The organism is Petrotoga sp. 9T1HF07.CasAA.8.2 (assembly GCF_002895585.1).
GTDB classification, from domain to species: domain Bacteria; phylum Thermotogota; class Thermotogae; order Petrotogales; family Petrotogaceae; genus Petrotoga; species Petrotoga mobilis.
This window is the reverse complement of the sequence record NZ_AZRI01000036.1, coordinates 1-12,832: the sequence shown is the minus strand read 5'-3', so window position 1 is coordinate 12,832 and position 12,832 is coordinate 1. Positions and strand designations below refer to the sequence as shown.

Annotated in this window: 10 protein-coding genes; all 10 read right to left on the bottom strand. The window is 33.3% G+C overall.

The window, feature by feature from the left end; translation table 11 throughout:
* Positions 1-184: 184 nt before the first annotated feature.
* Positions 185-1,705 (bottom strand): FGGY-family carbohydrate kinase, encoded by a 1,521-nt coding sequence (locus tag X925_RS07695; protein WP_121959625.1) that lies wholly within the window; start codon positions 1,703-1,705, stop codon positions 185-187.
* Between the two features lie 28 nt (positions 1,706-1,733).
* Entirely contained in the window at positions 1,734-3,149 is a 1,416-nt protein-coding gene (locus X925_RS07690; RefSeq protein WP_121959624.1) for an L-fucose/L-arabinose isomerase family protein, read from the bottom strand.
* An 80-nt stretch (positions 3,150-3,229) separates the two neighbouring features.
* Positions 3,230-4,216, bottom strand: a complete 987-nt coding sequence (locus X925_RS07685) for an ABC transporter permease (RefSeq protein ID WP_121959623.1) — start codon at positions 4,214-4,216, stop codon at positions 3,230-3,232.
* Positions 4,213-5,160 (bottom strand): ABC transporter permease, encoded by a 948-nt coding sequence (locus tag X925_RS07680; RefSeq protein ID WP_121959622.1) that lies wholly within the window; start codon positions 5,158-5,160, stop codon positions 4,213-4,215. The genes X925_RS07685 and X925_RS07680 overlap by 4 nt, the downstream gene beginning before the upstream one ends.
* A gap of 7 nt (positions 5,161-5,167) precedes the next feature.
* Positions 5,168-6,670, bottom strand: coding sequence for a sugar ABC transporter ATP-binding protein (locus X925_RS07675; protein ID WP_146026695.1), 1,503 nt, complete (start codon positions 6,668-6,670; stop codon positions 5,168-5,170).
* Positions 6,671-6,720: 50 nt separating this feature from the next.
* Positions 6,721-7,689: an autoinducer 2 ABC transporter substrate-binding protein gene (locus X925_RS07670; RefSeq protein WP_158245441.1), complete on the bottom strand. Its 969-nt coding sequence runs from the start codon at positions 7,687-7,689 to the stop codon at positions 6,721-6,723.
* A gap of 27 nt (positions 7,690-7,716) precedes the next feature.
* Positions 7,717-8,865, bottom strand: a complete 1,149-nt coding sequence (gene rhaI / locus X925_RS07665) for an L-rhamnose isomerase (protein WP_121959619.1) — start codon at positions 8,863-8,865, stop codon at positions 7,717-7,719.
* A 415-nt stretch (positions 8,866-9,280) separates the two neighbouring features.
* On the bottom strand, positions 9,281-10,309 hold the full coding sequence (locus X925_RS07655) for a LacI family DNA-binding transcriptional regulator (RefSeq protein WP_121959618.1): 1,029 nt from the start codon (positions 10,307-10,309) through the stop codon (positions 9,281-9,283).
* A 284-nt stretch (positions 10,310-10,593) separates the two neighbouring features.
* The gene (locus X925_RS07650) at positions 10,594-11,571 is read right to left on the bottom strand and encodes an alcohol dehydrogenase catalytic domain-containing protein (RefSeq protein ID WP_121959617.1); all 978 of its coding nucleotides are present in this window, start codon (positions 11,569-11,571) and stop codon (positions 10,594-10,596) included.
* A 104-nt stretch (positions 11,572-11,675) separates the two neighbouring features.
* A complete protein-coding gene (locus X925_RS07645; RefSeq protein WP_121959616.1) occupies positions 11,676-12,479 on the bottom strand; it encodes an alpha/beta hydrolase family protein in 804 nt (267 codons plus the stop codon).
* Positions 12,480-12,832 lie beyond the last annotated feature (353 nt).

Here is a 12,832-nt window from a genome sequence, read left to right as displayed (position 1 = left end):
TCAGTCACATTCATTTCTCTCTCACTATTATGATATACCTTTTTACAATAATTATCAAGGTTCTTAAGATTTTATAACAAACAAAAAAAATTAAGCCCCATTAAGGGGCTTAAAATTCTATCCTTTGTCTTTTCTTGATTTCTTGCTGCTCATTTCCGGCAAATTTTGTTTTTCAATCAATAGTCTATAATTGTTTCATGATTTCTTTGGTACTTTCATACAATTTTTTGTACAAACTGAAGTATTTATCATAAACACCTTTGTTATTAGTGTTTGGCGAAATATTTTCTTTGAACTTTATCCATTTCTTAATATCTTGTGAATCGTGAAATACGCCTGTTCCTAAGCCTGCTAAAAACGCATCTCCTAAAGGTGCTTCAACATCTTGCATCGTTCTTTTCATAATATATCCCGTCACATCTGCAAATATTTGAGTCCAAATATCACTCTTAGAAGCTCCTCCTACTAGATAGCATTCCAAGTTCAATTTCATTCCAGTATTTTCTGCATATTCCATATTATGTCTCAGAGAATAGGCTACAGACTCCATAAAAGCTTTGTAAAGATGGCTTCTTTTGTGATACAAGTTAAGCCCTATGATAGTTCCTTTCGCACTTGATTCCCAAACAGGTGATCGTTCACCCATAAAATAGGGCAAAACTATAATCCCATCACTTCCTGGAGGAATATCTTTTGATTCTAATTCAAAAAGTGAATAAGCAGAAACACCTCTTTTTCTTTCAAATTCTTTTTCATATTCCCCAAATTCTTCTCGAAACCATCTCACTATCGCCCCTGAGGTGGCTCCACCCCCAAAAGTGTATATTTTTGTTAAATCATCAACTACATAGGGATAGCTCACCAATTCGGGGGTTAAGTATTTGCCGTCGTGAATATTGCCCCAACATGTTGAAGTACCAACCATAGCTACGTGTTCACCTTGGTTGACAGATCCCGCACTTAATTGAGCCACTGGGGCATCAATACCTCCAGCGATTATCGGTGTACCCTCCAAAAGTCCGATCTCTTGAGCATATGTTTTATTAAGGGTCCCTACAATTTCAGAAGATTTAACTATTTTTTGAGGCAATTTATCTAAATCTATTCCAAGAATTTTGCCCATTTCTTCTGACCAATATTTTTTATAAATGTCGAAAATTCCTCCGATATTACCTGCTGAAGAGAAATCTATTATTACTTCACCTGTTAGTTTTTGAATGACAAAATCTTTTGGTGTTATAAATTTACAAGTTTTTTCCCAAATATCCTTCTCGTTATTTTTTATCCAAATGATTTTTGTGAAACCAAAGTAACTATCGACATAGTTACCTGTTATCCCAAATAAAGTTTCCTCGGGAACATTATTTTTAACCCAATCCGTTTCTTTCGTCGCCCTCCTATCCATCCAAATTAAGCAGGGCCTCAGAGGGCTGAAATCTTTATCAACTGGGATTCCCGAACCTCCATATAATCCACTGATAGCGATTCCTGCAACGGTTTTTGGATCTATTTTCCCTTTTTCTACTGCAAATTTCAGAGTCTCAATCACCGCATCAAGCCACACATTAGGCCATTGTTCAGCCCAATTTGGCTGAGGTGTCAAAACAGAATATTCTTTCGAAGCTTCTGCAATGACTCTTCCATTTTCATCTGTGATAACTGATTTAGTGCTTTGAGTTCCGATATCCACTCCCACTAAGTACATTTTAAGTTCCTCCAAATATAAATTTTTTTTAATCCAAAATCTGATAATCGATATTCTTAATCTTACAAAAATGTACCAACTCATCTATATAATTTCCATATACCCCGTGTGTATGGTTACAAGGATAATATTCCAAAAAGGTTTCTATATCTGTATCTAATTTAGCATATGCATGTGGCCATTCGATTTGCACTTGTTCACTTAGCCTTTTCTTTTCTTCCTCAGAAAGTGCGACAAACTCAGCAGGAACTATCGTCATTACATAATTTCCGTCTTGCCTTGCAAGTCTTGCCAATGTGACTCTTCCAGGGGCTGCAAAGTGTTTAACAGCACCACCACCCGCCGGGAAATAAAAGTCTTCAGGGTGTATAATCACTTTTTTCAAATTTTCTTCAGGTTTGTTAGATTTTCCTGCAAAATATGTCGCATGCTGTCCGGAGTTTGCTAAATCCAATAAATTCTCTTCTTTAAAGTAATGCCTTACGTCTGCAAACAGTACAGGGGTTTGGGCTATATGTTTAAAGATTTCCATCGTTAAAGCTCCATCCATGTCTGTTTCAGTTGCTGCTACAATAGGTTCCTTTGCACCATCAAAATCATATGGATCGTTCAAAAAAGCTTCTGCTATATCTAATGTTGCATAATTATTTGTCATTTCAGGTTGCCCCTTGAATCCAACAAAATCAAGCTCTTCTTCTTTTATGATTTCAAGTGCGGCGTAATATAATCCTATCTGTTTCTCTAAAATTTCAGGGGTGAGTCTATTGCCGTCATATTCAACGGTTGCTAATTTTTCAAGCCATTCTCTTGCATTCTTTTTCTTCTGGGATGGTACGTTTTCAGCTTTTAAAACCAATGCATATTGGTCTACCTGTTCAACATCAATTCCAAATTCTTTCATCCATTGATCTCCATTGGCAGAAGCGGTGTACATTCCCATCGGTCTCCCACCAAACATTCCATACCTTTCTCCTTTTAATCTATGAACAGCACTGGCGGCACGTATATATTTTAGTAATTTTTCCAAAACAGTTGGATCTTCGGGCTCTCCCCAAACTCTTTCTGGGAATATTCCTATTTGTTCCAAAGCCCCAGCTGCAGCTAACAATCCTACCATTCCAGGATACTTTGGATTTATTTGGCCATAAGTTAAATATGGTCCAGGAGCATAAAGTGAAGCCATAACGCTCAAATGAGGCCAACACCATATAGAATAATTGAAGATCGTCATTTCCACTTCTGCTTTCATCATTTCTTTTCCAGCTTTTTTTGCTTTGGATGGTTTGTTTACAATGTCTGAAGCTCTTACTACATCCACTTCACCGGTGCTTTCTAACGCTTTTACTAGCCTATCTTCAAATTTTTTGTTCATCTCCAAGGTTTCCTCATGAACAAAATCTCTACCATCTGAAAATGTGATTATTCCTACTTTTCTTTTTTGCATATGAAAATAACCTCCTTTGAGGAAACGTCTTAAACCAAATAATTAAAAAAGATCTTTAACGTTACATTAATTGATGAAATTTACCCTTTTGAATTATTTATTCGTTTATAAACTATGAAATTAACAATAGCACTACCTATAAGAATCATTCCCAATATCCCATCTTGCCATATAGGATTAACTCCCGAAAGTTGTAGCCCATTATTTAGAAAAGTAATTAATACTATAGCTATTACCGTTCCAATTATGGTTCCTTCTCCTCCTACAATATTTGTACCTCCCAGCACTGCTATGGTAATAGCTCTGAGATTTAAATTTGCACCCAAATCTGGCCTAGCGCTTCCGATTCTTGAAGTCATAACGAAAGCTGCTATACCCGCTAATAACCCGCCTATTGTATATGCTAAAATTCTAACTTTGTTGTTGGGTATTCCAGAAAATCGAGCAACTTTATCGTTTGAACCTACAGCATATAATTGTTTCCCATAAATGGTTTTAGATAAGAGCAAATGAAGTATTATTACTAAAGGAATAAAAACAATAAGCAATTGAATGGGTATATTTAATATTTCATACTGGCCAACAAAATAGTAATTTTGTGGGAAATTTGATATTGGCATTGCGTTACCGTATTTATCCATGGATATTACAAGTGCTAAAGAATCATAAATATACATAGTTGATAGGGTTACAAGTATAGGAGGGATTTTAATAAGAGATACTAATATTCCATTGAATAATCCGCAAAGAGTTCCAACTCCTATTCCGAAAACAACGGCTATCCATATATTAACTCCAATATTACCAGCTAGAACACCTATTGTCATCGCACTTAAACTTAGAATAGAACCAATTGATAAGTCAATTCCACCCTTTCCTGAAATTATTATTATAGTCTCAGCTAGAGCTAACAAACCAATCTCAACACCATATTTTGTTAAATTGAGAATATTATAGTAACTTAAAAAGTCTTGAGTTGCCAAACTAAAGTAAATAAACATAATGAGAAAAATTAATAATAAAACAGTATTTCTATTTCTTAAGAGTAAAGCTGAAATTCTGCTCATATATTTTCACCTCTGTTGCTTAAGATGTCAGCAATAACGGAAATCAATATTAAAATCCCTAATATAAGATTTTCTAATAAGGCGGGAACATTTAATAGTACTAATCCATTACTAATTACTCCAATCATTGTAGCCCCTAAGAAGCTTCCAATTATTGTACCTTTACCCCCTGTTATGCTAGTTCCTCCTAACACAACAGCCGCTATTACTTGAAGTTCATAACCTGTACCTATATTTGCTTGGACTAGTCCAGTTCTTCCAACTACAATAAATGAGGATATAGCATACATCAAGCCTGCTAAAGTATATATAAATAAAAGAACGTTAGATGTATTAATCCCAGAGACTCTTAAGAAATCAGGATTATTTCCATAGGCATAAATGTATCTAGCAAAAGGCCTTTTATAACTAAAATAAGAAAAGAAAATTATGAGTATTATCATCAAAAATATAGGAAAAGGGATTTTCCAAAGAGTTCCAGAACCAAAAAACAAAGCCTTTGAAGGTATTCCTAACACCCATCTACCACCTGAGATGACAAAAATCATTGTTCTCCAAATACTCATAGTTCCTAAAGTGACAATTATAGGTGATAAATGAAGTTTGCTTATAAGAAGACCGTTAAGTAATCCTAACATCGCTCCAACAATTGCTCCAACAGTTAGAGCCAAAATAGGGTCCATTCCAGAAGTAGATAACTTTGCCATAGTTAAGGCGCTGAGTCCAAAAATAGAACCGGCAGAAACATCAATTCCACCTGTGATAATTATAAATGTCATTCCTATGGCGCTTATAGCTATACTCGATGTTTGCATAAAAATATTTTTAATGTTTTGAAACTGTAAAAAAGATGTAGAGTATAAATTTATGAAGAAAGATAAAATTAAAATTGTGCAAAAAACTATGAATTCACGTGTTTTGATGATTTTTTTGATTTTTAGCACTAATAATTCACCTCTCCACTACCATATTTTCGCCAATACTAGCCTTAATTAAATTTGTTTCATTTATATCTTCTTTTTCGAATATCCCAGAAATGATTCCTTCATGCATTACAATGACTCTATCACTTAACTTTAGAATTTCTGGTAATTCTGAAGATATTAGAATTATTGATAATCCTTCTTCCGCTAAATTAAAAATTAATTCATGAATTTCTGATTTAACCGCTACATCAACTCCACGAGTGGGCTCATCTAAAATTAACAATTTTGGTGTTGTTGCTAACCATTTGGAAATTAATACCTTTTGTTGATTCCCACCACTCAAATTTTTCACTTGGGTGAGAACAGAAGGAGCTTTAATTTCCAACAATTTCAAATAATCGTTTGCTAATTTTAAACTATTTTCTTCGTCGATAAACCCGAAATTTTTTTTCAAGCGTTCCAGTATACTGATTCTAATATTGTCGATTATACTAAAGTTTAAAAAAAGACCTTCTGAACTTCTATCCTCTGGTAAGTAAGCGATTCCTGCTTTTATCGCTTGCTCTGGAGAGCGTATGTTTAACTGTTTATTTTCAAAAATGAGTGTCCCGCTATCTGCAGGATAAATTCCAAAAATTGATTGCATTAATTCACTTCTTCCTGCTCCTACCAGTCCAGAAAACCCTAAAATTTCTCCTTTCTTTGCTTTGAATGATATGTTTTTAAACATTTTCTCTTTAGTAAAATTTTTTACCTCTAAAATAGTTTCTCCTTTTATACTCTCTCTTTTTCTTTTTTCAATAATATGCTTCCCCGCCATAAGTTCAATTATTTTATCTCTACTTAATTCATTTGTTAAAAAGGTTCCTTTTACTTCTCCGTCCCTCATAATTGTTATTCTATCTGCAATTTTTTCTAATTCTTCTAACCTGTGGCTTATATATATGATTCCTAATCCTTGATTTTTTAATTCTTTGATAATGTCAAAAAGTCTTAAAGTTTCTTGTTCTGTAAGAATAGCTGTAGGTTCATCAAAAATTAAAATTTTAGCTGTAAACAATAGGGATCTTGCTATTAAAACTAATTGCTGAAAAGCCATGGATAAATTCCCCATTGGAAAATCTAAAATGTTTTCTTTAAGACCTACTTTTTTTAATAAATCTTCTGCCTTTTTTCTTTCCGCTTTCCAGTTTATAGATCCTCCTGAAGTTTTAATTTCTTTTCCTAAAAAAAGATTTTCCACTACACTCAATTGAGGATAAATCATAGGTTCCTGATAAACTGCAGCTATTCCTTTTTCTAGGGCATCTTTTGGAGAATTGAAATATACTTCTTCGTTTTCCAATATCATTTTTCCACTATCAGCTTTGATAACACCAGCTAAACATTTAATGAGAGTAGATTTACCAGCACCATTTTCTCCAACTAAAGCATGGCATTCTCCATTTTTTAAATCGAAATCAACTCCTTTTAGAGCTTTTACCCCTCCATAACTTTTTTTAAGATCTTTCACTTCTACTAAAAGCAAAATTTTTCCTCCTTTCAAAGAAGGGGAGCTTGGCTCCCCTTTCTGAGTGATTAAAAGTTATATTTATCAACATTTTCAGGTGTAAAGATTAAAGGAGGTCCAAGTACCAATTCTTTCGTTTCGGGATAATAGATTGGTTTTGTAGATATACCTGGTACATCAATTGGTTGGCTTTCTGGTAAGGTGTTGCCATCTAACAAATATTTTGCTGTCCAAACTGTTAGATAACCTAATTCTACGGGATCCCATAGAATAAATTCAGGAACTATACCTTCTTTCATATATTCTCTCATCATACTCGGAGTACTAATTCCTGTTGCATATACTTCACCAGTTCTTCCAGCAACTTTAATCGCTTGCGCCAATCCTGGCGCAGAAGTTGTGTTCATTCCAACCATAACCTCAACGTCTGGGAATGCTTGCATTATACTTAATCCTACATCCATTGCTCTTTGAACATCCTCACCTGCGTATCTAATAGTTACCAATTCAATATCTGGATATTGAGCTAATCTTTCCTGTAAATACATTATCCATGTATTCAGATTCCAAGCAGTAGGACCACCAGATACTATGGCAAATTTGCCTTCCCCACCTAAAATCTTGGCAACTGTATCCATCATTTGATAACCAATCTCTTGAGGTCTTGCTTGGTTTATGAATAGTTCCCTTGCATCAACGTTTGCATCGGTGTCACTTGTCATAGTGAGAATTCCGCTTTCCATAGATTTTTTCAAAATAGGTGAGATAGCAGCAGGATCATTGGGGGCAACAGCTATTGCATCAACACCTCTTGTAATAAAATTATCAACCATTTGTATCTGTTCTGCAACGCTATCCGTTGTTGGACCACTATAAATGAAATTTACTCCTAAATCTTCAGCGGCTTTTTTCCCACCTTCTTCCATAGCGTTGAAGTATGGAATACCAATTACTTTGGGTATAAAAACTATGTCATATTGAGCCAACATCAGAGTTGCTAATAAGGCGAACACAAAAACTCCAAAAACCTTTTTCATTTCCAACATACCTCCTTTGCGAAAATTTTAATCTCTTTCCCTCACCATCTTCCAGTACTCATCACACTCATTTACGTACTTTATCGTATCTTCAGGTAATCCTTTTTCTTGTCTCACCTCCCTTAAGATTCCCCTTACATCTGTTTCGTATGCTTCTTTTAAAATCTCTTCTGCTTCTACAACGTCATGATTTTGTTGAGCTTGCTTCAATTTTTCATAATCTACTAGTAGCGACTTTGCATAGGTGATTTGTAGATTGTTTAAGGACTGTACTACCGCGGGGATTTTTGGTTTTACATTGTGACTTTGATCCAATACCAAGCTAATCTTTTGGTTTTGACTTTCTGCAGAAAGGTCAAAAAATTTGTTGAGCTCAACGAAGATTAGAAATAATTCATACGGATTGAGAGATCCAACAGTTAAATCATCATCGGCGTATTTTCTTGAATTGAAGTGAAACCCACCTAACTTCTTTTTTTGAGATAACAAAGAAACTATGTATTCAATGTTCGTTCCTTGTGGATGATGACCTAAATCAACAAGTGTTTTTACATTTTTCCCTAATTCTTTTGACAAAATATATGAAGTTCCCCAATCGAATAGTAGCGTCGAATAAAAAGCAGGTTCAAAGAATTTATACTCTAAAAGCATAGTCATATCTTTTTCTAAATGTTTAGTGATCTGTTTTAATGAATCTTCCAGTAATTCAAAAGATTTATTGAAATCTATCTGGCCAGGATAATTAGAACCATCTGGGATCCACATGGATAAAATTTTTGAATTTGTTTGTTTCATAATTTCTATACATTCAAAGGTTTGATCGATTGCTTTTTGTCTTATTTCTAAGTTGAAATTACTTAATGAACCAAATAGGTAGTCTTCGTCTTCAAAATAATTTGGATTCACTGCACCTATTTTTAACCCTTTTTCTTCTGCGTACTCTTTTAAAGCTTTATAATCTTCAACTTTGTCCCAAGGTATATGTATTGCAACAGCGGATACGGCATCTGTTATTTTGTTTACAAATGCAGCGTCATCAATTTTTTCATATACATTTCTGGCTTCACCAGGAATATGAAAAGCATGGAATCTTGTTCCAGATTTTCCAAACCCCCATGAGGGGACTTCTACTTTAAAATTTTTTATTTTTTCTTTTATCTCAGTTAACTCCATCATTGCTCCTCCTTGTTCCTTCTGAAAAATTCTTTGAATGCAGCTATTTTTTCTTCTGGTATTTCGTTGACATTAGAATAAAGTTTAGAAATGAATGAAACTTTTTGTTAAAGGGAAATGAAAAAAGATAAATGGCTTACCTACCTAAAATATCAATCTCATTTTTGCCAACAATATAGCCCCTCTTATTATGTGAAGTATTATTATTAAAAAAGGTACAATACAGTTCTTTTATTCTCAAATGAGTAATCTAAGTTAACAATAAAGGACTTGAAAAAACATCAAATAAGGAAATTTTTCTCTTTTACCTGGCTTTTGGCTTTTCTAAAAGTATTGAAATATTTGTTAAGCACATTTCCAACAATTTTTTGATTTTATCATTTTTACCGGTTCTCTTTCTTATATTAGTTTTAAATTGTCATGATTTCAAATTTTTTACCGATTTTCTTTCTATTAATTCTCCTTTTAAAATTACTTTCATAGGTCTAGCATACCTATCTTCTATCCTTGATAGTAAAGATGTAGCTGCTATTTTACCTTCTTCTAATATTGGTTGTTTTATAGTCGTTAAAGGTGGATCTATCAATTCATTTTCAAGTGAATCATCAAATCCTACTAAAGAGAGTTCTTCTGGAATTTTTATATTATTTTTCTTAGCTGCGTAAACTATATACTTAGTTATATTGTTGTTTGTAGCTATTATCGCTGTGGGTAAATTATTTTTTCTCTTTAGATTATCTAAAACTTCTATTGTTTTTTCGTGAGGATATATATCTTCACAGATCCATTCCTTTTTTACGGGAATATTCAACAGTTTACAACCTTTTAGAAATCCTTTGAGCCTTTCTTCTATAGTGAATATTCCCTTTTTAGATAAAAAAATGCCTATCTTTTCATGACCATTTTCTTTTAAATACATTAAGGCTTGAATGATTGCATCTTGGTTGTCTACAATTACATAATCAAACTGTTCTTGATTGTAAAACATTCTATCGTAGAAAACTATTGGAATGCCCATTTTGAAAAAATCTTGATATAATCTCAAATTACTTTTACCAGTACTTTCTGTAACTGGTGAGGCTAAAATACCTTCAACTCCATGACCGATCATCCAGTTTAAATAGATCTTTTCTTTATCAACATTCTCGTCGACATTACTTAACAAAATCTTATATTCACGTGGGAATAAAACATCTTCTACTCCTTTTAAAAAATCCAAAAAGAAAGGGTTCCTTATATCAAAAGCGATAACACCAATAATTTTTGATTTTGAATTTTTAAGTGTACCTGCGGATAGATTTTTCATATACCCTAATTTTTGAGCAGTATCTATAACTTTCTTTCGTAATTCCTCACTTGCACCAGGTTTACCAGACAACGCTCTTGAAACTGTAGAGGGAGAGATATTCAAAGCCTTTGCGATGTCTTTTATTGTTGTTTTTTGCATGGAATTTACCCTCCCTAAGCATTTAATAAGCAATCGTTTGCGTTACTAATTCTTATTATAAATTAATAAACAATAAAATCAAAATTAACTCTCGACGATTAAATCGAAGATTTTTTATAATAATCGACTTTAATTTGGAATAATTACAAATTTTGGATTAAAACGGCGGATTTTAGATAAAAGAACTATAAACCCTCTATTAATCGAAGAAATATCTATTGTAAATTTTATGTAAATAAAAATCCCATCTAAAATTAGATGGGATCGTTTATTACGATATGATTCTATTGATTTATATATGCTGCTTTTAAGAAAGGCTTTTTGTCTGAAGATATATACTTCGTTATCTCTGAAAGATCACCAACATCGGTTAATAATTTTTGAAAAAAGAATTCATTACTATTAAGAATTTTCACGGCCCTTTGCATGGTGAAAGGATTTACATAAGAACCGGTGATTGAAATTTCGTCACTGTATATTTTAAAAGGCTCTACTTCCTTTGATTTCAATCCCTTTGGTGTGACTCCAAAATCTATTATTTTTCCGCCTTTTTTTACTAAGGTATAAGCGGTTTCAAATCCCGAAATAGTTCCAGAACATTCAAATACTATATCAAATTTGCGGGATTTGGGATTATTGTCAGGATGTTCGATTTCCAAGCGAAACTCGTTTTTTATAAATTCCATTTTTTCTTGAGAAACTTCAAATATAACGGTTTTCCCTACTGAGAATCTGTTTAATAGCATGGCGAAGATCAGACCTATTGCTCCTCCACCTATTATTGCTATATCATCAGTGTAAGAGAAATTAGAAAGATCTATTCCATGGATTATACAAGAAAGAGGCTCTGCAAATATTGCATCTTTTACTTGGATATTGTCGTTTAATGCGAAGATCTGTTCATTTGGGACAGAAACAAGTTCGGCAAAACCGCCATCTCTATTTACACCAACTGCGCTAAGATTTTCACACAGATGAATTTTGCCTTCCCTACAATACTGGCAAACACCACAAGGTCTATTTGGATCAATGGTTACTTTGGTTCCTTTCTCAAATGTCTTAGATTTTACTATTTCTCCAACGATTTCATGCCCTGGTATAAGAGGATAGGTTGCTAAAGTTTCACCTTTAAAGATTTTTAAATCCGTTCCACAGACTCCACAACCTAATACCCTTATCAATGATTCATTTTCCTTTGCAGTTGGCTCCTCTTTATTAATTACTTCAATTTGATGAGGTTTTTCGATGTAAATAGCTTCCATAAGCGCACCTTCTTTATAATTTAATCAAAGTTTTAAATGAGTTTTTTTCATCAGAAGCGTACAAAACGCATTCGGTACTTGATCTAATACTCTATTTATGATTATCAATTTTTCAGTGGAAGCCAGTTAAGCACTTTTTCAATGTAAGTATCCCAAAATTTCCAAGTATGTGCGCCTGGCCCTTCTTCATAAGTTAAATCAACGTTATTTTCCACAAGAAAATCTCTGAATTCACGGTTAGTGCTTAATAAATCATCTTCGGTGCCACAAGCCATATACATTTTAGGAAAATGTATTGACGGATCTTTTTTCATCTGTTCTTTGATATCCTTCACAAGAACCTTTGGATTCTTATCTGACAAAAGAGCCTCCTTAGAATCTCCGAACCAGTTCTTCACAAAAGCAATTTCTGGATAAGATTCACCAAGCGTTTGCAATTGTTCAAGATCCAAGGCACTGGAAAGTCCAGCAACATAGCCAAAGGTTTCATGGTATTTTAGACCATTTCTAATGGCACCATAGCCTCCCATGGAAAATCCCGCAATAAAGGTATCTTCTCTTCTTTTAGACAAAGGGAACATCTTTCTTGTGATATCAACAAGTTCTTTTCCTATAAACTCTCCATAAAAATTCCCAAATTCTGGTTGATCCAGATAAAAAGAATTATCACCAGAAGGCATCACAACAGCAAGGTTCCTTCCCTCAGCCAATCTTTGAATTCTTGTTTCTGATACCCAACTAGTATAATTACCAAACCCCCCATGAAGAAGATATAGCGTTTTAAAATGAGTATTGTCTGTCATTTCAGATGTAATTGAAAAATTTAATTTATCAACCGGTAAAACCACCATAACTGGTACTTTTCTCATTAAAGACTTCGACATAAAGTTTACTTCTAATAAAGCCATCATATCTCTCCTTAAAATCAACTTTTTGACTCTTAACGAATTTGAATTATTTTTTAACTATATTAAATTGTACCATTTTTGCCGTCGTTCTTTTTCTATGTATGCATTATTTAGAAAACTAAGAAGTAAATCTTTTGTTTGTCTCGGGTAAATTTTAGATTAAAATTAAACACGACAGTTTTAATCTTATTTTTTAAAATCCATAAAGAAAGGAATTGAAAGGGGTTTTAATGAAATTTTTTTCAAATCTTGCAAAAACGGAGATTTTAGTGTATAATCGCTAATAATTTACTCTAATCTCAAATAATTAACAATAATTAGGAAAAATGAAATTTTTTTCTTATTCTTACAAC

Coding starts and splice junctions, on each gene's coding strand:
- X925_RS07695 (WP_121959625.1), bottom strand. CDS start 1,705: ATGTACTTAGTGGGAGTGGATATCGGAACTCAAAGCACTAAATCAGTT.
- X925_RS07655 (WP_121959618.1), bottom strand. CDS start 10,309: ATGCAAAAAACAACAATAAAAGACATCGCAAAGGCTTTGAATATCTCT.
- X925_RS07690 (WP_121959624.1), bottom strand. CDS start 3,149: ATGCAAAAAAGAAAAGTAGGAATAATCACATTTTCAGATGGTAGAGAT.
- X925_RS07670 (WP_158245441.1), bottom strand. CDS start 7,689: ATGAAAAAGGTTTTTGGAGTTTTTGTGTTCGCCTTATTAGCAACTCTG.
- rhaI (WP_121959619.1), bottom strand. CDS start 8,865: ATGATGGAGTTAACTGAGATAAAAGAAAAAATAAAAAATTTTAAAGTA.
- X925_RS07645 (WP_121959616.1), bottom strand. CDS start 12,479: ATGGCTTTATTAGAAGTAAACTTTATGTCGAAGTCTTTAATGAGAAAA.
- X925_RS07685 (WP_121959623.1), bottom strand. CDS start 4,216: ATGAGCAGAATTTCAGCTTTACTCTTAAGAAATAGAAATACTGTTTTA.
- X925_RS07650 (WP_121959617.1), bottom strand. CDS start 11,571: ATGGAAGCTATTTACATCGAAAAACCTCATCAAATTGAAGTAATTAAT.